The organism is Arthrobacter sp. Y-9 (assembly GCF_029690065.1).
In the GTDB taxonomy this organism is placed as follows: domain Bacteria; phylum Actinomycetota; class Actinomycetes; order Actinomycetales; family Micrococcaceae; genus Arthrobacter_E.
Map to the genome: position 1 here is coordinate 554,788 of NZ_CP121463.1, position 24,799 is coordinate 579,586.

At 69.9% G+C, this 24,799-nt stretch carries 20 protein-coding genes; 11 read left to right on the plus strand and 9 right to left on the minus strand.

Going from position 1 to position 24,799, the window contains the following annotated elements:
- Positions 1-25 precede the first annotated feature (25 nt).
- The 4 genes from P9849_RS02470 to ppc all read left to right on the plus strand — a co-directional run bounded on the left by P9849_RS02470 (position 26) and on the right by ppc (position 7,738).
- Positions 26-2,323: a SpaA isopeptide-forming pilin-related protein gene (locus tag P9849_RS02470; protein WP_278268145.1), complete on the plus strand. Its 2,298-nt coding sequence runs from the start codon at positions 26-28 to the stop codon at positions 2,321-2,323.
- Between the two features lie 77 nt (positions 2,324-2,400).
- On the plus strand, positions 2,401-3,804 hold the full coding sequence (locus P9849_RS02475; protein ID WP_278268146.1) for a SpaH/EbpB family LPXTG-anchored major pilin: 1,404 nt from the start codon (positions 2,401-2,403) through the stop codon (positions 3,802-3,804).
- 30 nt (positions 3,805-3,834) lie between these two features.
- Positions 3,835-4,770 (plus strand): class C sortase, encoded by a 936-nt coding sequence (locus P9849_RS02480; RefSeq protein ID WP_278268147.1) that lies wholly within the window; start codon positions 3,835-3,837, stop codon positions 4,768-4,770.
- Between the two features lie 133 nt (positions 4,771-4,903).
- Positions 4,904-7,738, plus strand: a complete 2,835-nt coding sequence (gene ppc / locus P9849_RS02485) for a phosphoenolpyruvate carboxylase (protein WP_278268148.1) — start codon at positions 4,904-4,906, stop codon at positions 7,736-7,738.
- A gap of 100 nt (positions 7,739-7,838) precedes the next feature.
- Here ppc and P9849_RS02490 read toward each other — a convergent pair whose 3' ends face one another.
- Complete coding sequence (locus P9849_RS02490; protein ID WP_278268149.1) at positions 7,839-8,429, minus strand: VTT domain-containing protein; 591 nt, start codon at positions 8,427-8,429, stop codon at positions 7,839-7,841.
- 130 nt (positions 8,430-8,559) lie between these two features.
- Between P9849_RS02490 and P9849_RS02495 the strand changes: the two genes are divergently transcribed.
- Together P9849_RS02495 and P9849_RS02500 are read left to right on the plus strand one after the other, a co-directional pair.
- A complete protein-coding gene (locus P9849_RS02495; RefSeq protein WP_278268150.1) occupies positions 8,560-8,964 on the plus strand; it encodes a hypothetical protein in 405 nt (134 codons plus the stop codon).
- A 93-nt stretch (positions 8,965-9,057) separates the two neighbouring features.
- Positions 9,058-9,504, plus strand: coding sequence for a hypothetical protein (locus tag P9849_RS02500; protein ID WP_278268151.1), 447 nt, complete (start codon positions 9,058-9,060; stop codon positions 9,502-9,504).
- Positions 9,505-9,545: 41 nt separating this feature from the next.
- Here the strand turns inward: P9849_RS02500 and P9849_RS02505 are convergent, their stop codons facing one another.
- Positions 9,546-10,511 carry an RluA family pseudouridine synthase gene (locus tag P9849_RS02505; protein ID WP_278269072.1) on the minus strand — a complete coding sequence of 322 codons (966 nt, stop codon included), beginning with the start codon at positions 10,509-10,511 and terminating at the stop codon, positions 9,546-9,548.
- Positions 10,512-10,686: 175 nt separating this feature from the next.
- Between P9849_RS02505 and P9849_RS02510 the strand changes: the two genes are divergently transcribed.
- The 3 genes from P9849_RS02510 to P9849_RS02520 all read left to right on the plus strand — a co-directional run bounded on the left by P9849_RS02510 (position 10,687) and on the right by P9849_RS02520 (position 12,615).
- Positions 10,687-11,124, plus strand: coding sequence for a VOC family protein (locus P9849_RS02510; protein ID WP_278268152.1), 438 nt, complete (start codon positions 10,687-10,689; stop codon positions 11,122-11,124).
- 158 nt (positions 11,125-11,282) lie between these two features.
- Positions 11,283-11,918 carry a helix-turn-helix domain-containing protein gene (locus P9849_RS02515; RefSeq protein ID WP_278268153.1) on the plus strand — a complete coding sequence of 212 codons (636 nt, stop codon included), beginning with the start codon at positions 11,283-11,285 and terminating at the stop codon, positions 11,916-11,918.
- A gap of 4 nt (positions 11,919-11,922) precedes the next feature.
- A complete protein-coding gene (locus P9849_RS02520; RefSeq protein ID WP_278268154.1) occupies positions 11,923-12,615 on the plus strand; it encodes an SRPBCC domain-containing protein in 693 nt (230 codons plus the stop codon).
- Between the two features lie 179 nt (positions 12,616-12,794).
- Here P9849_RS02520 and P9849_RS02525 read toward each other — a convergent pair whose 3' ends face one another.
- A complete protein-coding gene (locus tag P9849_RS02525) occupies positions 12,795-13,373 on the minus strand; it encodes a TetR/AcrR family transcriptional regulator (RefSeq protein ID WP_278268155.1) in 579 nt (192 codons plus the stop codon).
- A gap of 55 nt (positions 13,374-13,428) precedes the next feature.
- On the opposite strand from P9849_RS02525, the gene P9849_RS02530 reads away from it, so the two are divergent.
- Positions 13,429-13,974, plus strand: coding sequence for a DUF4188 domain-containing protein (locus P9849_RS02530; RefSeq protein ID WP_278268156.1), 546 nt, complete (start codon positions 13,429-13,431; stop codon positions 13,972-13,974).
- Positions 13,975-14,040: 66 nt separating this feature from the next.
- Here the strand turns inward: P9849_RS02530 and P9849_RS02535 are convergent, their stop codons facing one another.
- Complete coding sequence (locus tag P9849_RS02535) at positions 14,041-15,528, minus strand: PLP-dependent aminotransferase family protein (RefSeq protein ID WP_278268157.1); 1,488 nt, start codon at positions 15,526-15,528, stop codon at positions 14,041-14,043.
- 59 nt (positions 15,529-15,587) lie between these two features.
- Here P9849_RS02535 and P9849_RS02540 point away from each other — a divergent pair, with 59 nt between their 5' ends.
- The gene (locus P9849_RS02540) at positions 15,588-16,346 is read left to right on the plus strand and encodes a hypothetical protein (RefSeq protein WP_278268158.1); all 759 of its coding nucleotides are present in this window, start codon (positions 15,588-15,590) and stop codon (positions 16,344-16,346) included.
- A gap of 74 nt (positions 16,347-16,420) precedes the next feature.
- Here the strand turns inward: P9849_RS02540 and P9849_RS02545 are convergent, their stop codons facing one another.
- The 5 genes from P9849_RS02545 to P9849_RS02565 all read right to left on the minus strand — a co-directional run bounded on the left by P9849_RS02545 (position 16,421) and on the right by P9849_RS02565 (position 24,794).
- A complete protein-coding gene (locus tag P9849_RS02545; RefSeq protein ID WP_278268159.1) occupies positions 16,421-17,050 on the minus strand; it encodes an MBL fold metallo-hydrolase in 630 nt (209 codons plus the stop codon).
- On the minus strand, positions 17,047-18,141 hold the full coding sequence (locus P9849_RS02550) for an S-(hydroxymethyl)mycothiol dehydrogenase (RefSeq protein ID WP_066214847.1): 1,095 nt from the start codon (positions 18,139-18,141) through the stop codon (positions 17,047-17,049). The genes P9849_RS02545 and P9849_RS02550 overlap by 4 nt, the downstream gene beginning before the upstream one ends.
- A gap of 140 nt (positions 18,142-18,281) precedes the next feature.
- Positions 18,282-18,785, minus strand: coding sequence for a tetratricopeptide repeat protein (locus P9849_RS02555; protein ID WP_278268160.1), 504 nt, complete (start codon positions 18,783-18,785; stop codon positions 18,282-18,284).
- Positions 18,782-19,747 carry a DNA-formamidopyrimidine glycosylase family protein gene (locus P9849_RS02560; protein WP_278268161.1) on the minus strand — a complete coding sequence of 322 codons (966 nt, stop codon included), beginning with the start codon at positions 19,745-19,747 and terminating at the stop codon, positions 18,782-18,784. The genes P9849_RS02555 and P9849_RS02560 overlap by 4 nt, the downstream gene beginning before the upstream one ends.
- On the minus strand, positions 19,740-24,794 hold the full coding sequence (locus P9849_RS02565) for a crosslink repair DNA glycosylase YcaQ family protein (protein ID WP_278268162.1): 5,055 nt from the start codon (positions 24,792-24,794) through the stop codon (positions 19,740-19,742). Before P9849_RS02565 ends, P9849_RS02560 begins: the two co-directional genes overlap by 8 nt.
- Positions 24,795-24,799: the final 5 nt, after the last annotated feature.

Here is a 24,799-nt window from a genome sequence, read left to right on the forward strand (position 1 = left end):
AGCCGGGAGAAGACGTCCACTGATCGTGCGCCTGGCGCTGCTGTGTGCGCTGATCGCAGGCGCCGTGGTGAGCGGAGCCGCGCCCGCGCAGGCTCTCACTGCCCCGGCGCCTCGTTCCGTGCCCGCCGCACCCACCGCTTCGCTCATCCAGTGCACCGCCGGGGTCGTGTACGGCGTCTCGGCGAACGGCCAGCTCCAGCAGGTCACCGCCGGCACCGTGACCTCGATCGGCTCCCGTGCCAGCGGCGTCTCCAGCTTCAACGGCCTCGGCATCGGCACAGGCGGTTCCCCCGTCCTGGCGTACGAGCGCACGAACGGCGGCCGCACCGCCACCATGTTCTCCTTCGACCCGGTCGGCCTGACCTGGACCAACACGGGTGACGCCTACAACACCTCGCTGGACGGTTACAACGGCCAGCTCGTGGCCGGAGCCGTGGACCTCAAGACGGGCTCGTACTACTTCGGCGGCTTCTCCGGCAACGGCACGCAGTACTACCTCTGGCGGTACAACCCGGGCAGCTCGCCCCGCTTCACCTTCATGGGCACGCTGGACACCTCCACCAACGCGGCCTCCGCTTCCAACGGTGACATGGCGTTCGACGCCGCCGGCAACCTTTTCGTGGTGCGCGGCGTCGGTAGCACCACCACCGTCTTCTCCGTGACCGCCGCCAACCTCGCGGCCGGCACGGGCGGCACCATCCCGTCGTCGACGTCGAACTCCTTCACGACGAACGCGAACGTGAACGGTGTGGCCTTCGACGCCTCCGGCAAGGCCTACCTCGGCACCGGCAACACGGTCACGTCCTACGACATGCCGAACTGGACCAACGCCACGGTCGTGGCGTCCTCGACCTCCGGCTACTCCGGCACCGACCTGGCCTCCTGCTCCTCCCCGGCGACCATCACGCTGGAGAAGGACGTGCAGGGGCGTGTGAATGACACCGACCAGTTCGCTCTGAGCCTGACCCAGGGCTCCACCACTCTGGGCACCGCGACCACCACGGGCACAGCCACGGGTGTCCAGTCCCAGCGGGTGGGCCCGCTGCCCGCCGTCCGCGGCACCACCGTGAACTTCGCCGAGACCGGCGCCGGCGGCACGAACCTCTCCGGCTACACCAGCAGTTACCAGTGCACCGTCGACGGCCAGCCGATGACCCCCGCGGTCTCCGGCACCGGGACCTCCGGCTCCGTCACCATCCCGGTCACCGGCCAGGAGATCCTGTGCCGGATCGTCAACTCGCCGCGCTCCGCCGCGGTGACGGTCAACAAGACCTGGGTCGTGGACGGCAAGAGCTACGCCGACGGCCAGCAGCCCGCCGGGATCTCGGCGACGCCGTCGCTCACCCCCGGTGGCACCGGCACCGGCTCCGTCACGTGGGGCCAGCGCCGCACCGGCTTCACGATCGGCCAGAGCGTCGGCATCGGTGAGACCACCGTCATCGACCCGAACGCGTTCCCCGGCTGCACGCTCAGTTCCGCCACCATCTCCGGGCCGGGTGTCAACGGCACCCAGGCCATCGGGCAGCCCACCACCGTGAAGCTCCCGGGCACGGAGAACGTCTACCAGGTGACCAACACCGTCACCTGCCAGACGCTGACCGTGATCAAGAACGTCCAGAACACGCACGGCGGAACCCGCACCGCGACGGACTGGAACGGTCACCTCAAGGCGACCCAGGGCCAGAACGTGCTGAGCTACAACACCGGCCAGAAGCGCTACGTGGCCACCGGCTCCTACGTCATCTCCGAGGACCTCCTCGCGGGCTACGCGCAGGCCGGCATCACCTGCCAGGGCGGCACGCTCGCGGCCGACGGCAAGACGGTCTCTGTCGCGGCCGGCGCGAACGTCACCTGCACCATCACCAACCAGGACCAGGCCGGTTCCGTGACCTGGAAGAAGGCCGATGAATCCGGTCGCGCCCTCGCCGGTTCCGTCTGGACCCTGACCGGTCCGGGCGGCGCCACCCAGGAGATCACCGACTGCGTCGCCGCCTCCGCGGCGTCCTGCACCGGCGCCGACAAGGACCCGGCCGCAGGCGCATTCAACCTGGCCGGCCTCAACCTGGGCGACTACACGCTCGTGGAGAAGTCCGCGCCGGCCGGCTACGTCCTGGACACGACCCCGCACCGCTTCACGCTCACCTCCGACCGCAAGGATTTCGCGTTCACCACGGCGTTCAAGAACGTGCAGCGAGCGGCCGTGACGCTGCCGCTCACGGGTGGCACCGGGTCGGACCTCTTCACCCTCGGCGGGCTCGCCGTCCTGCTGGGAGCCGGCGTCACCGCCGTCGTCCTGCACCGTCGCCGGGCAGCCACGTCATGATCTTCCACCACCTTCGACACCTCATCCCCGCATCTCCGGCGAACGCCGCCGGTGACCTCCGAAAGGACAACAACACCATGGGCCACTCCACGTTTGGTCTGGGACGGCGCTTCGCCGCACTGGCCGGCGCCGTAGCGCTCGCACTGGTCGGCGGCGCCGCCGCAGCCCAGGCGGACACCCCGGCGCCGTCCGCAGGCAACATCAACGAGTCCACGCCGACGTCGCTGACGATCCACAAGTACGACGGCACGCCCGGCGCGGCCGGTGACGGCACCCAGAAGACCGACACCTCGCAGCTCGGCAACGCCCTGGCCGGTGTGACCTTCAAGATCACCCCGGTGACCTCGAAGAACGGCCAGGCCCTGGACCTGCACACGCAGGCCGGCTGGGACCTCCTGCAGGGTGTCAAGGCCTCCGACGTGACGGCGGCCAACGGCTACGCGTTCGGCACCCCGGTCAGCGTGACCACCGGCGCCGACGGCTCCGTGACCCAGTCCCTGCCGCAGGCCGTGTACCTGGTCACCGAAACCGACCCGGGCACCAACAACGTCATCTCCCCGGCTCAGCCGTTCCTGGTGACGCTGCCCCTGCCGCAGAGCAACGGCAACTGGCTCTACGACGTGCACGTGTACCCGAAGAACAAGATCAACACCACCACCCCCACCAAGGAGGTGGCCGATCCGGTCGCTCCGGTCCTGGGCTCCTCGGTCACCTGGACCATCAACGCCCCGGTGCCGGCCCTGGCAGCCGGTGACACCTACAAGTCCTTCGTCATCACCGACCAGCTGGACTCCCGCCTGAGCTACACCTCCGCCACCGTGGACGGCTTCACCTCGGGCACTGATTACACCGTCACCGAGTCCAACGGCCTCGTCACCATCACCTTCACCCCGGCCGGCGTGGCCAAGCTCTCCTCGGGCCAGACGGTCGTCGCCAAGGTGACCACCAAGGTCACCTCCCTGGGCGACAACGGCGTCATCACCAACACCGCGACCGTGAACACCAACGGCTCCAAGGTCGACACCAACAAGCCGAGCACCAACTGGGGCCCGCTGCAGATCCTCAAGTACGCCCAGCAGGACGAGAGCAAGACCCTCTCCGGCGCTCACTTCGAGATCTACACCGCCAAGGACGCCGCTCAGCCCGTAGGCACCCTCGTGACCGACGCCAACGGCAAGGCCTCCATCAGCCTCTGGGTCGGCAACAACGACGTCACCAGCAAGACCTACTGGGTCAAGGAGACCCAGGCTCCGGCCGGTTACACCCTGCCCCAGGATCCGTGGACCCAGGTCACGGTCAAGGCCAACGGTGACACCGCCCCGGTCGTGCTGAAGATCGCCAACACGCAGCAGCCCGCCGTGACCCTGCCGTTCACCGGCGCCGAGGGTCAGCTCCTGCTGACCGTCACCGGCATCGCCCTGCTCCTGCTCGCCGTCGGCGCCGCGCTGGTCGTCAGCCGCCGTCGCGCAGCACAGCGCTGAGACCGGTGACCACCACCAACGGGTGAGTTCATGAACACTCCCAGCACAGCGCCGGCCCCGGGCACCGCCCGGGGCCGGCGCGTTGCCCGCCCCGCCCGCACCTGGCGTCTCCCGGTGGCCGCCGTGGTGGTCGCCGTCATCGCCCTGGCCGGGATGGCGGTGCTCCTGTACCCCACCGCGGCCTCCTGGTTCTCCCAGCTTGAGCAGTCCCGCGTGATCGCCAACAGCGCGACCTCCGTGGACGCCGACCGTGCCCGCGAGAACGAACAGCTCCGCCTCGCCCACGCCTACAACAAAGCCCTCGCCTCCGGCGCCGTCCTCGACGCCAATCAGCGCCTGCCCACCGGCGAAGGCAAGAGCAGCGACAGCTCGCTGAACTACGACTCGATCCTCAAGGACCCCGCCACCGGCGTCATGGCACGTCTCATGGTCCCGTCCATCGGGGTCGACCTGCCGATCTATCACGGGACGTCGGACGAGACCCTGCTCAAGGGCCTGGGCCACCTGGAGGGCACTTCGCTGCCTGTCGGCGGTTCCGGCACGCACTCCGTCATCACGGGTCACCGCGGCCTGGCGAACGCCACCATGTTCACCGACCTGGACCGGGTCAAGGAGGGGGACATGTTCAGCCTCTCCGTGGGCGGCGAAGTGATCAGCTACCGGGTGATCAACACCCAAGTCGTGGATCCCGACCAGACCAAGCCGTTGCAGGCGGTCCCTGGGAAAGACCTGGTCACCCTGGTGACCTGCACCCCGCTCGGCATCAACTCCCAGCGCATCCTCGTCACCGGTGAACGGGTCACCCCGACGCCGCCCGCGGACCTGGAAGCGGCCGCCGCTCTTCCGACCATCCCGGGCTTCCCCTGGTGGGCCGTGATCCTCGCCGGCGGAGTGCTGCTCGCGATCGTCTATGTCTGGCGCAGCGGCTACGCGCCCCGCGTCAAGGCTCCGCAGACCGCCTCCTGAACGGTCCGCACGGCGGCCGACGGTTCCCCTGAGGGGCGGCTTGCGGCTAAGATCACATGCTCAGCAGCCAGCCGATCTGGCTCTCAGTATCCAGCGACGTGTACTGGCCATCCCCTGTCCCGAGGAAGCGCCCATGCCGTTGAACAACCCCCTGCCCTCCGCCGTCCCGAACCCGGCCGACCCCAGCGAGGAACTGGCCGCGGAGCTGCGCGCCGACGTGCGCCGGGTCTCCACCCTCCTGGGACAGTCCCTGGTGCGCCAGCATGGGCCCGAGCTCCTCAAGCTGGTCGAGCAGGTGCGCCTGCTGACCAAGGAGTCCAAGGAAGCCGCGCGCGGCGTCGGTGACGCCACCGGGCCGTGGAGCGCCGACGACGTCGCGCAGCAGGTCCGCGAACTGCTCTCCTCCCTGCCGCTCGAGGAGGCCACGCGCCTGGTCCGTGCCTTCGCCTTCTACTTCCACCTGGTGAATGCGGCCGAGCAGGTGCACCGCGTCCGCGTCCTGCGCTCCCGGGCCGAGAAGGACGGCTGGCTCGCGCGGGCCGTCACCGAGATCGCCGAACACGCCGGCACCGAGGCCCTCCAGGACCTGGTCAACGAACTCGACGTCCGCCCGGTGTTCACCGCCCACCCCACGGAGGCCTCGCGCCGCTCCGTGCTGGACAAGCTCCGCGCCCTCTCCGATGTCCTGTCCGAGCCCACCGAGGACGGCACCGCGGCACGCAGCCGCCAGGACCGGCGACTGGCCGAGATCATCGACCAGATGTGGCAGACCGACGAACTGCGCCAGGTCCGCCCCACCCCGATCGACGAGGCCCGCAACGCCATCTACTATCTCGGCAACATCCTCACGGGCGCCATGCCGGAAGTCATGACCGAACTCGGCGAGCTCCTGGCCGAACACGGCGTCACCCTGCCCGCCGAGAAGGCCCCGATCCGTTTCGGTTCCTGGATCGGCGGTGACCGGGACGGCAACCCCAATGTGACGGCCGAAGTCACCCGGGAGATCCTCCAGCTCCAGAACCAGAACGCGATCCGGATCGCCATCTCCCTCCTGGACGAGCTCATCTCCGTCCTCTCCAACTCCACGGCCCTGGCCGGCTCCAGCGAGGCGCTTCAGGAATCGCTCCGGGAGGACCTGGCGAAGCTGCCCGGTCTCGACAAGCGCGTCCTCGAGCTGAACGCCCAGGAGCCGTACCGCCTCAAGCTGACCTGCATCAAGGCCCGGCTGCTCAACACGGGCCGCCGGATCGCCAACGGCGGCCCCCACGAACCGGGCCGTGACTACGTCAGCACCGAGGCGATCCTGGCGGATCTGCGCCTCGTGGAAGACTCCCTGCGCGAGCACTCCGCGTCCCTGGCCGCCGACGGCGCCCTGGCCCGGGTGCAGCGCGCGGTCGCCTCGATCGGGCTGCAGCTCGCCACGCTGGACATCCGCGAACACGCGGACCACCACCACGACGCCGTCGGGCAGTTGTTCGACCGCATCGGCGAGCTGAGCGGCCCGTACGCCGAGCTCTCCCGCGAAGAGCGCTGGGAGGTGCTGCGGGCCGAACTGGCGTCGCACCGCCCGCTCTCGGGCCACCCGATCGTGCTGGACGGCGCCGCGGACAACACGTACAACGTCTTCCGCGTCATCCGGCAGGCGCTCAAGGCGTACGGCCCTGACGTGATCGAGACGTACATCATCTCGATGACACGTGGCGCGGACGACGTCCTAGCCCCCGCGGTCCTGGCCCGCGAGGCGGGACTGGTCCAGCTGCACGGCGAGACCCGGTACGCCAAGATCGGCTTCGCGCCACTTCTGGAGACCGTGGACGAGCTGCGGGCCTCGGAGCAGATCGTGGACCAGCTGCTCTCCGACCCGTCCTACCGCGAACTCGTGCGGCTGCGCGGCGACGTGCAGGAGATCATGCTCGGCTACTCGGATTCCAACAAGGAGTCCGGCGTGATGACCAGTCAGTGGGAGATCCACAAGACGCAGCGCAAGCTCCGCGATGTGGCCCTCAAGCACGGCGTGCGGCTGCGCCTCTTCCACGGTCGCGGCGGTTCCGTGGGCCGTGGCGGCGGACCCACCTATGACGCCATCCTGGCCCAGCCGAACGGCGTCCTGGAAGGCGAGATCAAGTTCACCGAGCAGGGCGAGGTCATCAGCGACAAGTACTCGCTGCCCGAGCTGGCCCGGGAGAACCTGGAGCTCTCGCTGGCCGCCGTCATGCAGGGCTCGGCCCTGCACCGCGCCCCGCGGACCACGGAGGAGGAGCGCGAACGGTACGGCCAGGTCATGGACGTCATCTCCGACGCAGCCTTCGCCCGCTACCGCTCGCTGATCGACGATCCCGATCTGCCCGCGTACTTCCTCGCCTCCACCCCGGTGGAGCAGCTGGGGCAGCTCAACATCGGATCCCGTCCGTCCAAGCGACCCGATTCCGGGGCCGGTCTGGGTGGGCTGCGGGCCATCCCGTGGGTGTTCGGCTGGACCCAGTCCCGTCAGATCGTGCCCGGCTGGTTCGGTGTGGGCTCAGGCCTGAAGGCGGCCCGGGAAGCCGGTCTGGAGGACGAGCTCCGGGAGATGGCCGAGCGCTGGAACTTCTTCGCCTCGGTGCTGTCCAACGTCGAGATGACCCTGGCCAAGACGGACATGGACATCGCGAGCCACTATGTCGGCACCCTGGTGCCGGAGGAACTGCACCGCCTCTTCGACGCCATCCGTGCCGAGCACGCGCTGACGGTCGAGGAAGTGGAGCGCCTGACGGGTGAGTCGGAGCTTCTCGAGGCCCAGCCCACGCTGCAGCGGTCCCTGCGCGTCCGCGATCAGTACCTGGACCCGATCAGCTACCTCCAGGTCGAGCTGCTGCGCCGCGTCCGGGAGGAGGCGGGCTCCGGGGAGTCGGAGATCGCCGAGACCCTGCAGCGCGCCATGCTCATCACGATCAACGGCGTGGCCGCCGGCCTGCGCAACACGGGCTGAGTCCGCACCGCGCCGGGCGGCGCGGGGACCGGGAGACCGGGCCCCGCGCCGTCGTCGTGTCGGCCGTCGTCGTACTGCGCCGTCGTCGTGTCCGTGCCAGTCAGGAAGCGCGACGACGGCGGCGGGTGACCACGATGCCCAGCACCCCGCCCACCAGCACACCCACCGCGAGGCCCAGCAGTGAGCTGACCCAGAACGGCAGGCGGGTGGTCTGCCCGGTGACGAAGCCGAGGCCGATGGTCCACGTCGCCCACAGCACACTGCCCAGCAGCGAACACGCCACGAACGTGCGGGTGGGGATGTCCGCGATCCCGGAGCCGGCGGACAGGACCAGTCGGCCGCCCGGCAGGAATCGCAGCCCGATGATCACGCCGTACGTGGGGGTCCTGCCGGCGCGTTCCAGCGCGCGGCGGATGCCCGCATGGATTCTCGAGGTGAGGCTCCACCGGTCCATGAGGTGCGCGAGCCGTCGTTTGAACAGCAGGAACACCGCGAGCTCGCCCAGGAATGACCCGAGCGTGGCGAGGGCCAGCGCGAGCGGCAGTGAGCAGTGCCCCTCGGCCGCGAGAGCACCCGCCGCCACCACGAGGGCCTCGGACGGCAGCGGCGGGAAGACGGTGTCCGCCATCACCAGGGGGACGATCCACCAGTAGAGCGCGGTGCTCCACGTGGCGGGATCGGAGAAGTCCATGGCAACAAGGTACGTCACGCGGACCCGGGGTGGGGCCGGAGTGGGGCCGGGACGCCGTGGCGAAGGGCCGGTACAGTGGGCACGTCCGCTGGTGCGGATCATTCGTACGGAGATCTTTGGGGGTATTTCCATGGGAAGACTGTTCGACGGGCCATGGCCGGTTCTGCTCATCATCGTCCTGACGCTGGCGGTGGTGGCCGCGCTCGTCATCCTGGCGGTGGTCGCGGGCTCGCGGCCCAACCAGGACGCGGCGTATCTGGATCGTCTGCGGGACGGGCAGCTGACGGTCGAGAGTCAGACGGCGTATCTGCAGGGCGTCGGGCACCGCACACAGGCCACGGTGTTCGGGGTGGTGGGCCTGTTCGTCCTGGGGATCGTCTTCGGGGCGGTGGCGATCGTACAGGCCGGCCGGGCCGAGGCGCTCGGCGTGACGGCGACGGCGGGCAAGGTCCTCGGCTGGATCGGTGTCGGGTTCGGCGTGCTCTGGGTGCTGGGGATCGGCATGGGCGTGGCCGGCCGATTCGCGAACTACTGAGCTGAGGCTGGCCGGACCGAACCTGCCGGACCGTAGAATCCCGGTAAGGGGTCAGATCCGGCCGGCATTCGGCCCGCGGTGAGGAGGGACGGCATGTTCGGTTCGCGGAAGAGGAAGCTTGAAGACCTGGTCGAGGCGCTCAGGCCTGATCTGAGCCGGGAAGCTCTCGGCGTCGGTCCGGCATTCCCGGGTGTCGCGCCGAACCCCTATCTGAGCGGCGAGGCACGGAAACGCACCGCCGAACTGCGCAGCGGTCCGCTCGCCCTCGGTGTCCTGGTCGATTGGCGCGAAGTGGGCGGCGAGGGCCGGCCCCGCGTCGTGCTCCTGTTCGACGTGGAGACAGCTGACGGGCTCGCGTTCCGCGGCATCGCCGATGAAGACCTGAGCATCACGGAGCTCACCCGGCTGGCCCCGGGGCAGACGATGCCCGTGCGCTACCGGCCTACCGTGATGGACCACTACGTCGCTCTCGCCCGCGACGCCGACCCTGGCCAGGTGCAGGCGCTCGCCGAGGAGATCGCGCGCCGTCGGCGGGGTTGAGGTGCGGCGCGTTCGTCCTGCTCAGTGAGGGCCGCGGGGCGTCAGCCCCGCCGCGCCTCCGACAGCGTCAGCTCGCTCCGGTACTCCACGGGCTTGCCGGACAGCGGATCGACGAAGCGGATCCCGCGGGCCAGGAGCTGGAGCGGACGGTCGTAGTCGTCCGGGGCATTGTCCAGGAGGACCGGATAGAAGGGGTCGTTCAGGATCCCCAGCCCCAGCGACGCCATGTGCACGCGGAGCTGATGCGTCTTCCCGGTGTGCGGCTCCAGGCGGTAGAGGGCGCGCCCGCGGGGGTGGACGGCGTCGTCGTGCGCTGCCGTCCGGTGTGGCGGCTCGATGATCTCCACCCGTTCGATGCGCGTCTCCGTGTTCGGCTCACCGTCGACGACCTGGGCCAGCAGGTAATCGCGGGACTTCGTCATGCGGTTGCGGACGAGAGCCGGGAATTCCGGGTCCGCGAAGCCGTTTTCGGGGACGACGGCGGACACGCACTCGTACTCCTTCTGCACCTTCCGCTTCTCGAAGAGGACCTGATACTTCCCGCGCGTCTCCGGATTGGTGGAGAACAGCAGCACGCCCGCCGTCATGCGGTCGAGGCGGTGCATGGGGATGAGGTCCGGGATGTCGAGCAGTTTCCGCAGCCTGACCAGGGCTGACTCCTGGATGTAGGTGCCGCCGGGCGTCGTGGGCAGGAAGTGCGGCTTGTCGACGACGAGCAGATCGCCGTCCTGGTGCAGGATCGAGAGCTCGACCGGCAGCCGCTCCTCGGGTGGCAGCGTGCGGTAGTACCAGATGAAGGTGTGGTCGCGGAGGGGAGTGGTGCGGTCCAGGGGAGCGCCGGTCTCGCCGACGATCTCCCCGGCGTCGAAGCGGTCCAGGATCCCCTGCGGATCGATGTGACCCCAGCGGTGCTGCATGTAGTCCAGCGCGGTCTCCCACGGGCCGTCGTGCGGCAGACGCAGGCGGGTGGCGTTGACGCCGTCGCGGACCGGCAAGGGGGATTTCATCACCGGGACAGTTTAGTCGGCCCGTTGCTCGGCTCGGCCGGTCCGGCTGTCGCGTGACCTTGCACTTTCTCGGGCTTCCGGGGCGCGGAACCCCGAGAAAGTGCACTCTCGACCCTCACGGGTGGCTCATTCCGGGGGGGTCCCCGACGCGCGGCCCCGGGCGTAGGCTGGCGCCATGACCACTTTCAGGCTGGACCATGTCGGTGTGACCGTGCGGGATCTGGAAGGCGCCATCGCATTCTTCGAGGCGCTGGGATTCGAGGTGGAGGGCCGTGCCGAGGTCGGCGGCCCCTGGGCGGACCGGGTCAACGGGCTCGACGGGACCCAGGTGGAGATGGCGATGGTCCGGCCGCCCGGCGGCGGTGAGGGGAAGCTCGAACTCACCCGGTTCATCACGCCGCCCGCCGAAGGCGACTCGGACGGCCGCCCGGTGAACACCTACGGCTTCAGCCATATCTGCTATCAGGTGGGTGACGTGCGCGACGTCGTGGCGCGCGCCGAGGCCGCGGGCTACGGTCTGGTGCGCGAACTGGTCAATTACCAGGACGTCTTCCTGCTGGCCTACCTCCGCGGCCCCGAGGGACTCCTGGTCGAGGTCGCCGAAGCGCTCTGAGCCCTGCGTCTTCCCCGGCCGCCCTCCCCTCTGATCGACTGCTCCACAGGATGCCGCTTTCCGCCGATTCCGGCCCGGAAACGCATCCTATGGAGCAGTCGATGGTTGGAGGGAAAAATGTCCTTGACAATAAAATTTGTCGGTGAGATCCTGGAGTCATGAAGGACATCGAAGTGATCGAGGATCCCCAGGTCGCGGAGGTCTCGCTGGACCCGATGCGCTCGCGGATCCTGGAAGCGCTCGTGGAACCCGCCTCGGCGGCCACGGTCGCCGGGCGGATCGGAGCGCCTCGGCAGAAGGTGAACTACCACCTGAAGGCGCTCGAATCGGCCGGTCTCGTGGAGCTGGTGGAGGAGCGGCGCAAGGGCAACATGACCGAGCGGGTCATGCAGGCCAGTGCCGGCTCGTACCTGATCTCGCCACTGGCCCTGGCGTCCATGGCGCCGAAGCCCGAGAAGTACACCGACCGCTTCTCCGCCTTCTGGATGCTGGCCCTCGCGGGCCGGCTCGTCCAGGAGGTGGGCAAGCTGATCGCGGGAGCCGTCGCGGCGCGGAAGCCGTTGGCGACCTTCGCGATCGACGCCGAGCTCAGCTTCGCCAGCGCCCGCGACCGTGCGGAGTTCGCGCAGGAGCTCTCCGCCGTCGTCGACTCCCTCGTGGAGAAGTATCACGACGCCGGCGCCCCCGGCGCGCGCAGGCACCGCCTGGTGCTCGCGCTGCACCCCGAACTGAAGGCCGGCGGGCAGGTCGCCACGCCGGAGCATGACATCACCGACACCCCGGACAAGGAGTAGGACCATGAGTGAGAACCGCGAATTCCGCATCGAAGCCACCACCGAGGTGGAGGCCACGCCGGAGCGGGTGTGGGAGGCGATCAATGACGCCACCGCCGCCTGGATGTTCCCGACGGACCAGTGGCCCGCCGAGTACCCCGTCAAGGAGTACCCCACGCATGTGATCTCGAGGATGGACGGCCCGGACGGGTGGTTCAATCAGCTGGAGAACACCATCGAGGCGCTGCCGGGCGGCAAGTCCCGGATCCGCTATGTGCACAGCGGCGTCTTCACGGACGACTGGGACCAGCAGTACGACGGCGCGTCCAAGCACACGCTCTTCTACCAGCACACCCTGGGGCAGTACCTCAAGTACTTCGACGGTCAGCCCGTGGTGTTCACCGACGTTCAGGGCCCTGCCGCCTCCGGAGCCCCCGACGCGTTCGACAAGCTCAAGGAGTCCTTCGGGATCGCCGACGCGCAGGCCGGGGACAAGGTCGCCGTGTCGGTGCCCGGGGTCGGCGAGCTGAAGGGTGAGCTCGACTATGCCAATGAATGGTTCTTCGGCATCCGCACGGGCGACGCTCTGTACCGCTTCTTCGGCCGGAACCATTTCGGTTCGGTGGTCGGCCTGACGGTCCACGACTTCTCCGGGTCGGGGGATTCCGAAGCCACCGCCGCCGCGTGGGGCCGTTACCTCGAGGGTCTCTACGCCTGACCCGCTCTTTGCCCCGTATCTCCAGATCGACTGCTCCAGAGGATGTCGTTTTCCGCCGATTCCGGCGTGGAAACGCATCCTCTGGAGCAGTCGATCTTTGTGGGGGTGGGTCGGGGCGGTGGGCAGTCTCGGGGTGGGGCCGGATGGCCCGGGGGGGCGGGGCGGGCGACGAGGGGGCGTCAGGCCGCCCAGGCGCGTTCGATCGCGTCGAGCGCGGCCAGATACTGGGCGTCCCGGTCGGCGGTGGGTGATCCGAGGCCGGCCATCTCGAGGCTGACCATCCCGTGGACCTGGGCCCAGATGACGGCGGCTACCTCCTGAGGCGAAGCGTCGCGCAGGGTTCCCCGGTCCTGACCTGCCCGGATGGCGGAGAGCAAGGGCTGCAAGGTGATCTCGGATTCCGGCTCGGGTGGGTCCTGCTGGCCTTCTTTGAGATTCAGGAGGCCGCCGAACATGAGCCGGTAGAGGGCGGGGTGGTCCAGCGCCCACTGGCGGTAGGCGATGCCCAGGGCGCGGAGACCGCCGTCGGCGGCCGCTTCCTGTGCGGCGCCGAAGGAGGCGAAGCCGTGGTTCACGACAGCCTGCAGAAGCTGCGCCTTGCCGCCGAACAATGAGTAGATCGCGGTGGTCGAGGTGCCCGCGGCTGCGGCGAGGTCGCGGAGCGTCACCCCGGCCGGGCCGCGGTCGGCGACCAGGGCGGCCGTGGTGTCCAGAAGGGTGCGCCGGAGCTGATCGTCATGAATCACGGGTCTTGCCATGTCTGACATTGTTTCATAACCTTGTTTTGTAACAGTGTTACCAAACGGAGGCACCATGAGTTCCACAGTTTTCCCGGGTCGGTACACGGCGGCCCTGAAGGATCCGGCCGGGCAGAGCGTTCAGACTGGGCGGGACGTCGGCTCGCGCGATGAGGTGACGGTGTTCCTCATCGGGATGAGAGCGAATCGGTGGTGGAAACTGGGCCGCATCGCGCAGGTCACGTCCGCCATGCCGAAGATGCTCGCACATCTGGCGCGCACCCCCGAAGCCGGCATGCTCGGGTTCCACACCTGGTTCGGGCGGACCACGATCATCCTCAGCTACTGGGAGAGTCCGGAGCATCTCAATCGCTTCGCGGCGGACCGGGAGGCACCCCACCTCGAACCGTGGCGCCGCTTCATGAAGGAACTGGCGGGAAGCGGCGATGTCGGAGTCTGGCATGAGACATACCGGGTCCGTCCGGGTGATTTCGAGACCGTCTACAGCGACATGCCCCGGTTCGGCCTGGCCGCCGCAGCGCAGCACGTTCCGGTGGGGCGGGGGACCGGGACCGCCCGCGAGCGGATCCAGCGCGGCGCCCCCCGATCGACTGCTCCCTAGGATGTCATTCCGGGCCCGAATCGGTGGGAAACGGCATCGTATGGAGCAGTCGATGTGGGGGCGGGGTCAGGCGATCGCGACGGCGGGCGGATCCGGCAGTCGACGGCGGAGCCCGGGGGTGCGGAGCAGCTGAGCCTGGGCTTCCTTGAGGGCCAGGACGCCGCGTTCGAGATCGTTCGCCGGCAGTGTGAACGGCAGCCGGAGGAAGTGCTCGAACGCCCCGCCGACGCCGAACCGCGGCCCCGCGGCCAGGCGCACCCCGCGCTGGGCCGCCAGGAGGGTGAGCGCCGCGCTGCTCACGGCCTCGCCGTGGGCGCCCTGCCGCGGGAGCCGGCACCACACGGACAGTCCGCCGTCGGGGATTTCGGTCCGCCATTCGGGCAGGTGTTCCTCCAGGAGCGCGAGCAGCACGTCCCGCTGGGCCCGCAGTTCGGTCAATCGGGGTCCGAGGCCCGGCAGGTCGTGCTGCAGGATGTGCCGACCCGCCAGTTGTTCGGCCACGGGTCCGCCGAGATCCAGAGGGGTCCTGGCCCGGGCCATCCGCTGGATGTTCTCGGCCGAGGACCGGGCCCAGCCGATACGCAGGCCACCCCAGTGAGTCTTGCTGAGGGAGCCGATCGTGACGACGCCGGGAGCGTAGGACCCCAGGTGCGGGGGAGCGATGCCGTCGAAGTCGATGTCCCGCAGCGTCTCATCGGCGATCAGCACGGTGCCCGACGCCGCGGCGGCCCGGGCCACCCGGCGTCGCTGTTCGGCGGGCATGAGCCGGCCGGTGGGGTTCTGGAAATCCGGGATGAGGTACGCGGCGGCCGGCCGGTGCCGTGCCAGGGCCGCCTCGAAGCCGTCGACGTCCCAGCCCTCCGCGAGGGGGAACGCGAGTGGGATGGCTTTGCACTGGCGGGCGCCGATCGCGTCCAGCGCATGAGGGTAGCTGGGGTGTTCCACAAGGACGCGGCTGCCCGGGGCGACGAATGCCGCCAGAGCGAGGGCCATGGCCTGCTGTGCCCCGCCGGTGACCATGACCTGGTCCACGGTGGTGGGCAGCCCTTCGGCGGTGAATTTCGCGGCGATCGCCTCCCGGAGCTCGGGCAGGCCGTACGAGTCGTAGCCGAAACCGGGAAGGAGCGCGGGGAGTTCGCTGAGCGCCGCGGTGTAGGCCTGGTGGACGGCCGCGCCGTTCGCCGGGAGGCAGGCGTACGCGAAGTCGACCACGCCGTGCGGTGCGCGGAGCCCCGGCGCATAGTCCGTGCGGGCCGCCCAGGGATCCTCCTCGCCGGTGCGGCTCGGGATCGAGGTTCGGGCGCGCGTGCCCTGCCCAGCCGAGAGGAATCCCTCTTCCCGCAGCGCGTTGTAGGCGGCGGTGACGGTGGTCCGGCTGACGCCGAGGGACAGCGCGAGCGTGCGTTCGCTGGGCAGCGGGGAGTCGAGCGGAAGCCTGCCGTCCATGATGAGAAGGCGGACGACGTCGGCCAGCTCGCGGTACGCCGGTGACGAGCCGCGGCGCCACTCGCCGAGCAGCCTGACGAAGACGGTGCTGGATGTGGCCTGATGCATGAAGCCAGTATTCCAAAGTGGCTATGTTTTTCATAGCCAGTTCCTGGGAGAGTGGAGCCATGATGTTCCGAAGGATTTCTCAGCTCATTGCCGGACTGGCCTTGTACGGCTTCTCCATCGCCCTCTTCGTCCGCGCCGGACTGGGCACCGCACCCTGGGATGTCCTGCACCGCGGGGTTTCACACTTGACCGGCATCAGCACGGGTGTGGTGATCATCGTGCTGAGCTTCCTGATCCTGCTGCTCTGGATCCCCCTGCGACAGAAGCCGGGCTGGGGAACCCTCGCCAATGCCGTCCTGGTGGGGTTGTTCGTGGACTTGTCGATGCCGTTCATCCCCCAAGCGGACGGGCTGATCTGGCAGCTGGTCTTCCTGCTCGGGGCCCTCGTCCTCAACGCTGTGGCCACGGCGTGCTACATCAGTGCGAACTTCGGCCCCGGTGCCCGGGATGGCCTCATGACCGGTCTGGCGCGGCGCACGGGATGGCCGCTCTGGCGGTGCCGCACGCTGATCGAGGTGACGGTCGTGGCCATCGGCTGGGCCCTGGGCGGCGTCCTCGGTGTGGGAACGGTCGCGTACGCCTTCGGCATCGGGCCCCTGGTGCAGTGGCTCATGCCGGTCTTCGCCATCCCGGGCGTGCGCCGCACATCCGTGGAGACCGATGAAGCACCCGTAGCCGAGGCCGTGGCAGTGCCGGTGGAGGCTGCAGCGTCGGTGCCTGCGGAAGCAGCACGGCCGGTGGACCGAACGCGGCCCCTGGACGCCGGAGAGGCCGTGGAAGCAGCCGCCGTCGAGCGCTTCCCGTCGACTGCTCCGTAGGAGTCCCTTTCGGGCAGACGTCCCCTTCGGGCCTGGAACGGCATCCTCCGGAGCAGTCGACGGGGGTACGGGGGTCAGTGGCCCCGGGCGATCCATTCCTGCAGATGCGGAGCTTCGGCTCCGATGCTGGTCGAATCGCCGTGGCCGGTGTGGACCACCGTCTCGGCAGGGAGCGACAGGAGGCGCTCCTGGATCGATTCGATGATGGTCGGGAAGTCGCTGTAGGACCGGCCCGTGGCTCCGGGGCCACCGGAGAACAGCGTGTCCCCGGTGAAGACCGCGCCGAGCCCGGGTGCGTGGAAGCTCACGGACCCAGGCGAGTGCCCCGGGGTGTGCAGGGCGACGAGTTCAGTGCCGCCGACCTTGAACCGCTGCCCGTCCGCGATCTCCGCGTCCGGGGCCGTTCCCGGGTACACGGCTTCCCAGAGCATCTGATCCTCCGGGTTCAGGAGCACCGGTGCGTTCACCAGGTCGGCGAACTCGCGGGCATGCCGGATGTGGTCGTCGTGGCCGTGGGTGAGCAGGACGGCCTGGACGTTCCGGCCCGCCACGGCGGCGGCGACCGCCGCGGCGTCGTGCGCGGGATCGATGACCAGCACCTCGGCGTCGTCCCCCACGATCCAGACGTTGTTGTCCACGTCCCAGGTGCCGCCGTCCAGGGAGAAGGTTCCGGACGTGACCAGGTGGTCGATGCGGGCGGTCACAGCTCCACCACCGAACGCAGCACTTCGCCGCGGTGCATCTTGTCGAAGGCGGCTTCGACATCGCCCAGGCCGATGCGCTCGGTCACGAAGGCGTCGAGCGGCAGGCGGCCCAGCCGGTACTGATCCACGAGCATGGGGAAGTCTCGGCTGGGCAGGCAGTCGCCGTACCAGGAGGACTTGAGGGAGCCACCGCGGCCGAACACATCGAGCAGCGGCAGGTCGAGGGTCATCTCCGGGGTGGGGACGCCGACCAGCACCACGCGCCCAGCCAGGTCACGGGCGTAGAAGGCCTGCTTGTACGTCTCAGGACGGCCGACCGCGTCGATCACGACGTCGGCGCCGAAGCCCCCGGTCAGCTCACGGATGCCCTCGACGGGGTCCGTGTCACCGGAGACGATGCCGTGCGTGGCGCCCAGCGTCTTCGCGAGCTCCACCTTGGCGGGATCCAGGTCGACGGCGATGATCGTCGTCGCGCCGGCCAGCTTCGCGCCCGCGATGGCGGCGATGCCCACGCCGCCGCAGCCGATCACGGCCACCGATTCCCCGCGCTTGACCTCGCCGGTGTTCATGGCGGCGCCGATTCCGGCCATGATGCCGCAGCCGAGGAGGCCGACGGCGGCGGGGTCCACATCATCATCGATCTTGGTGCACTGACCGGCGGCGACCAGGGTCTTTTCCGCGAACGAGCCGATTCCGAGGGCCGGTGAGAGCGGGGTGCCGTCCTGAAGGGTCATCTTCTGGGTGGCGTTGTGCGTGGCGAAACAGTACTGCGGCTGGCCCTTGGCACAGGCACGGCACGTGCCGCAGACGGCACGCCAGTTGAGGATGACACGGTCACCCGGCTTCAGATCGGTGACATCCGGGCCGACGGCGCTCACGACGGCCGTGGACTCGTGACCCAGGAGGTACGGGTAGTCGTCTCCGATGCCGCCGAGCTTGTAGTGCAGGTCCGTGTGGCAGACGCCGCAGCTCAGGACGTCGACGAGCGCCTCCCCGGGACCCGGGTCCGGCACCAGGATGGTCTCGATGCTCGCGGGAGCACCCTTCTCCCGGACGACGACTGCCTTGACTTCGTGGACGGCTGCGGCCATGAAACACCTCCGGTGCTGTGGGTTGAGCTGTGGGTCGTTCAATGCTGATCCGAGCCTAGCGAGATCTGTGGTCGCCTGTCGCCACGTGACCGTCCTTGTGGACATCCGGCCCTGTGCCCACAATGGCCCCCGCCGGGAGCTCAGCTGGTCTGACGGTCGAGACCGGCCAGGTACTCGGCGTTGCCGCGGAGCGCCGCCTCGTACCGGCTGAGTTCCGGGGAATCGACGTGGTCCGCGAAGAGCGTCAGTGCCGAGGACAGCGCCGCATGATCACGGCCCTGGGCATGCAGGGTCAGCAGCTCGAAGACACCCAGCGAGAGCGATGACGGGAACCGCTCGCGGCCCGCACGGAACATCTCGGCGGACCGCTCCAGTTCGCCCAGATTCCGGAGGGTGCTCCCGTACTGGAGGTAGCACTTGCGGAGGCTCTCGCCGTCGAGCCCGGCGTCCATGGCCCGCTGGTAGTACCCTTCGGCGACCGACTCCTGGCCATCGGTGTCGTAGGCGCCGCCCACCTGATAGAGCACCTCGGGGTGGTCGGGATGCTCGGCGAGGACCTCGAGGAACGCATCGATGGTGGGCCGCATGTTCTCGCGGTCGCGTGCCGAGAAGATGGATTCGAGACGGTCTTCCAGGCTGGTCATGGGGTCCTCCGGGGTGTGGGATCGGGCGGGACCGGCTGGCACCGCGGGCAGAAGTAGATGACACGGTCCTGTGTCACGCGTGCAGGTCCCCGGGACGGGCCGCCTGTCCGGCGGGCGGACACACCTCCGGCCTCGGCCCCGGTCCAGGTGCCGGGCTCGCCGAGCGAGGCTTCCCGGATGGGCGTCCGGCACCGCAGACAGGGTTGTCGGGTCCGCCCGTACACGTGGTACCGGGGCCAGGAGCCTCCGCCGGCCGGCCGGATCCCCTGGGGCAGCGACGTAGTCTGCCGGGCGGGGGTGTCGCGGTTCATGTCCAGGAGCCGATGGGCCTCCGCCACGACGCCGCTCAGATCCAGCATGCCGTCCGGCGCTCCCTCGCGGTCCAGGAGAGCCTGCACGGGCGCCGCGGGGTGGAGGCCCGCCAGGAAGCAGAGCTCGTTCCGGTAGATGTTCCCGACGCCCGCCATCACCCGTTGGTCCAGCAGAGCGAGGCCCAGCGGCCGGGCGGGGTCGGCCCGGAGGTTCTCCTCCGCCGTCGCGGGGTCCCAGTCCGGTCCCAGCAGATCGGGACCGAGATGACCCACGGCGCTCGACTCGGCGGACGTCTTCAGCACTTCGAGGATGCCGAGGGAGAACCCGACCGCGGAGCCCCGCTCGGTGCGCAGGACCACCCTGGCGGTGTGGCCGGGTTTCCGCCAGCGCTCGCCCGGTCCGTAACACTGCCACGCACCCTCCATCTTGAGGTGCGAGTGGATCGTCAGACCCTCACGGGCGGCACCTTCCGGCGGGGAGAGCCGGTGCAGGAGGTGTTTGCCGCGGGCCACGACCTCGTCGGTGTGCCACCCGCTCAGGTCCAGCGTGGCGAAGCGGGGCACGCGGAAATCGCTCGCGAGCAGCGTGGTGCCGCGCAGGAAGGCATCCAGCAGGGACGCGGCGCGCCAGACGGAATCCCCCTCAGGCACGGATCCTCACTCCCCGGGGCGTCGAGTACGCACCCGCCGCGAGGAAGGCGGCGGCCAGCGGGGTGTCCAGGAGGTCCCGGCCGTTGACCTTCTCCATCGCGAGCCGGTCCACCGCCCCGCGCCGGACCGTCGTGACCAGCGAAGACGCGGCCTCGGTCAGCAGTGCTTCCTCCTCCGTGAAGCTGAGGAGGGTCTTCCCGCCCCGCTCGACGTACAGGATCAGGCGCCCGTCCACGAGGACCACGAGGGCGCCGGCCTTCCGTCCGGGGCGGTGCCCGCTGGCCGCGCCGTCGAGCGTCGGCCAGGGCAGGGCCGCGCCGTAGGGGTTGGCCGGGTCCGTGGCGGCGAGTGTCACCGCGGTGTGGGGACGGTCCTCCGCGGCCAGGATGGTGCCGTCCTCGGAGAACGACCGCAGCCGGTCCACCGTGGCGGGGACGGAGAACTGGGCGGCCCCGAGCTTCTCGATGAAGTAGCCCCTGCGGGTCCGGCCGCCCTCCTCGAGTTTGCTCAGGATGCGGTAGAGAAGGGCGAATCCGCCGGGCACCTGTTCGGAGACGACGGAACCGCGGGTCAGGACGCCGTAGCGGTCCAGCAGCAGCTCCGCCAGTGCGTGGGCGCGGACCGTGGGATCGAGCGGCTGCGGCATGACCGCGGACCAGCGTCCCGCGCCGAGGGGAGGCACCGTCGCCATGCCGGGGCCGTCCAGTCCGGCGCCGGGGAATCCGCCCGCCCCGCCGAGGCGCGAGCGGCGGAGAGGCCGGGCACGGGACGGCCGGGGCGCCTGCTTGTGCGCGGTCCCGCCTCCCGCGAGGAGCGCGCGGACGGGGGCGAACGTGTCACCGGTGACGCGACCGGCCCACACCAGACCCCAGAGCTCGGCGATCATCTCCTCATCCGTGAGCACGGCATCGAGGCCTCCCGCGCTCTCCTTGAGGGGACGGAAGAAGTAAGCGCCACCGCCGGCCAGGTGTTCGAGGAGGCGTTCCTGGGGTGCTGTCGGGTCGAACTCGAGCGCAGGATTCACGGTCAGCGCCGCGGATTCCGCGAGGTGCAGGCTGATCCAGCCGTCGTTGCCGGGCAGCGACGCGGTGCCGGTCCAGAGCACTTCGCCACTCGCCATGAGCTCGTCCAGGAGGGTGGGGGCGTAGTCGCGGATGCGGGCAGGGAGCACCAGGGTCTCCCAGGCGGAGGCCGGGATGGGGACTCCGGCGAGCTGGTCCACCACGGTCAGGACGCCGTCGAGACCCCGGAGGGCCGCGGGGCTGCGGGACGTGCCGACGTGCTGCCAGGACGGGAGGAACCGGCCGAACGCCTGGGCGTCCACCGGTTCCACTTCGGCGCGCAAGGCGGCGAGCGAACGACGGCGGAGCCTCCGGAGCACCTCGGCGTCACACCACTCCTGCCCACCGACCAGGCGGGCCGTCTCGCCGGTGGACGCGCCGCCGGGAAGGCTCGGGTCCGGGAACGCCTCGTGGCGGCTGACATCCGTGGCATCGGCTGCGGGTGCCACGTCGTCCGAGGGCACTGCATCGGGTGCCGCCCCGGGCCCGGAGACCAGTTCGGGATGCGGCCGGAATTCGCCCTCCACCACGCGGCCGTCCGCGGACAGCCGTTTCAGGACGGAGAGCACCACGGCGGTGCCGAGGCCGAGGTGCGTGGCGAGCTCCGCCGTCGTGAAGGGTCCGTGCGTGCGCGCGTAGCGGCCCACCAGGTCGCCGAGCGGATCGGCCACCGGTTCGAGGAAGGCGAGGGGGACACCCATCGGGAGCGGCACGCCGAGGCCGTCACGCAGCCGGGCGGAGTCCTCCACCGCGGCCAGATGTTCCCGGCCCCGGAGGCTGAATCGGAGCGCCCGGCCCGCCGCGACCAGCTGCCGCGCATGCTCCCCGGCGTCCTGCGGATCCTGCAGACGTTCCGCGATCTCCGGCACGGTGAGCGGGCCGACGAGGCGGAGCAGATCGGCCGTCCCCTCGACGCCCCTCAGGCGGCGGTCCGGCAGGAGCCGCTGCAGTTCCAGCCCGGTCTGTTCGACCACGGCCGGGTCGAGCAGTTCGCGCAGTTCGACGCGCCCCAGAAGCTCATTCAGCAGACCGGAGTCCAGGGACAGGGCCGCGGCCCGGCGCTCCGCGAGCGGGGAGTCGCCTTCGTACAGGAACTGTGCCACGTAGCCGAAGAGCAGGCTGCGGGCGAACGGGGACGGCTGCGAGGTGGTGGTCTCGGAGATCTGGATCTCGCGGCGTTCGATGCGCCCGGCCACGTCCTGGAGGGCAGGCAGGTCGTAGACGTCCTGCAGGCACTCCCGCACGGTTTCCAGGACGATGGGGAACTGCGGGTACTTCTTCGCCACGTCCAGCAGTTGCGCGGCGCGCTGGCGCTGCTGCCAGAGGGGCTGGCGCTTGCCGGGTGTCTGCCGCGGGAGCAGGAGCGCCCGCGCGGCGCACTCCCGGAACCGCGAGGCGAAGAGGGCGCTGCCGCCCACCTCCTCCGTGACGATCCGTTCGAGTTCCTCGGGTTCGAAGAGGAACAGCTCCGCCCCCGGCGGCTCGTCCTCCATGAGGGGCACCCGCAGCACGATGCCGTCGTCGGCGGCCATGACCGAGCCGTCCAGCCCGTACCGCTCCTGCAGCCGGCGGCCCACGGCCAGGGCCCACGGCGCGTGGACGGGCATGCCGAACGGGCTGTGCAGGACCACGCGCCAATCGCCCAGTTCGTCATGGAAGCGCTCCACGAGAAGTGCGCGATCATTCGGCACCACCGTGGTGGACTGCTGCTGTTCGGTCAGATAGGCCACGAGATTGCCCGCGGCGTAGGAGTCCAGACCGATGCCTTCGCAGCGCGCGACGGCGGCCGATTCGTCCGCGCCGGACACCTCACGGATGAATTCGCCGAGCGCCTGCCCCAGCTCCAGGGGGCGGCCCAGGGAGTCGCCCTTCCAGAACGGGAGCTTGCCCGGCTGTCCGAAGGCCGGCGTGACGAGGACGCGGTCGAAGGTGATGTCCTCGATCCGCCAGCTCGTGGCGCCGAGCGCGAAGACGTCCCCCACGCGGGACTCGTAGACCATCTCCTCGTCCAGCTCGCCGACGCGTTTGCTGGACTTCGAATCCTCTTCGCCCACCAGGTAGACGCCGAACAGGCCGCGGTCCGGGATGGTCCCGCCGGACACCACGGCCAGACGCTGGGCGCCGGGCCGGCCCTCGATGGTCCCGGCGTTCCGGTCCCAGATGATGCGGGGCCTGAGCTCGGAGAACTCATCGCTCGGGTACCGGCCGGCGAGCAGATCCAGCGTCGCGTTGAAGGCCCCGCGGGGCAGCGCCGAGAAGGGCGCGGAGCGGCGGACGACCGAGAACCACTGCTCGACGTCGATCGGCCCCAGCGCGGTCGCCGCGACCGTCTGCTGGGCCAGGATGTCCAGGGGATTCTGAGGGATGCTGAGCCGCTCGATCTTGCCCGCGGTCATGCGTTCCACGGTCACGGCGGTGTGCACCAGATCGGCGCGGTGTTTGGGGAACAGGACGCCCTGGCTCACCTCGCCTACCTGGTGCCCCGCACGGCCGACGCGTTGAAGGGCGCTCGCGACCGACGGCGGCGACTCGACCTGGATCACCAGGTCCACGGCGCCCATGTCGATGCCGAGTTCCAGGCTGGACGTCGCCACGACGCAGCGGAGCCGTCCGGATTTCAGATCGTCCTCGATCTGCGCCCGCTGCTCCTTCGACACCGAGCCGTGGTGCGCGCGGGCCAGGATCGGTTCGGCTCCGGAGGTCTGTCCGGACTGGGCCATCATGTGGGCCGGTGTCGCGGTCGACGCAGGCGCCCCGTTTCGTGGATTCTCGCCGTCCCGCAGACGTTCGACGGCGGCCGCGACCGCTTCCGCCGCCGGGCGGGGCAGGCCGTCGTCCGGCAGCCCGCCGTCGAGCCCGTCCTCGTTTGCGCCGTCCACCCAGGCGCTTTCGACCTGGCGCTCCGCATAGATCTCATTGAGCCGCGCGGTGAGCCGTTCGGCGAGACGCCGGGAGTTCGCGAAGACGATCGTGGACCGGCGGGCCAGCACGTGATCCACGATCTTCTCTTCGACATGGGGCCAGATCGAAGCCTGCGGCTGGAGTCCCGACGCCGGCCCGAGGTCGTGCGCCGAGGCCGCCGCCGGGAGGTCCGACATGTCCTCCACCGGCACGCTCACGGTCAGCTCCCACGTCTTCGACGCCGGAGGGGCCACCACGGATACGGGGGATTCCCCGCCGAGGAACCGCGCCACGAGGTCCCGGGGCTCCACGGTGGCGGACAGGCCGATCCGCTGGGCGGGCCGGTCCAGCAGGGCATCGAGCCGTTCGAGCGACACCGCCAGATGGGCCCCGCGCTTGGTGCCGGCCACCGCGTGGACCTCGTCCAGGATGACGGTGTCCACGCCCGTGAGCGTCTCCCGCGCGCTGGAGGTCAGCATGAGGAAGAGGGATTCGGGGGTGGTGATGAGGATGTCCGGCGGATGGCTCAGCAGCTTGCGCCGTTCATTGGCGGGGGTGTCACCGGAGCGGACGCCCACACTCACGTTCGGCGCGGGCAGACCGAGGCCCTTGGCCGTCTGAGTGATGCCGATCAGCGGGGCGCGGAGGTTGCGTTCCACATCCACGCCGAGCGCCTTGAGCGGGGAGATGTAGAGGACTTTGGTGCGGGACTTGGCCTTCCCTTTCGCGGCCGGCTTCCTCGTCGCTGACAGCGCCGGCGCTGACAGAACCGGAGCCGTCAGGTCCGGGATGTCCAAGGTGTCCTCCAGCGGAGGCGCGGGCGCAGTCGTGTCCTCGTCGCCTGAGAGCGGACCGTGGATCAGCCGGTCCAGGGCCCACAGGAACGCTGCGAGGGTCTTGCCGGAACCGGTGGGCGCGACCACCAGAGCATGGTGACCCTGGGAGATGGCGTGCCAAGCCTCCTCCTGCACCCGGGTCGGGGCGGCGAACGCCCCCAGGAACCACTGCCGGGTGGCCTGCCCGAAGCGCGACAGGACCTCCGCGGGGGCCTTCCCGGTGGCGTCCTTCAGGGCTTCGTCTGACATGGGAC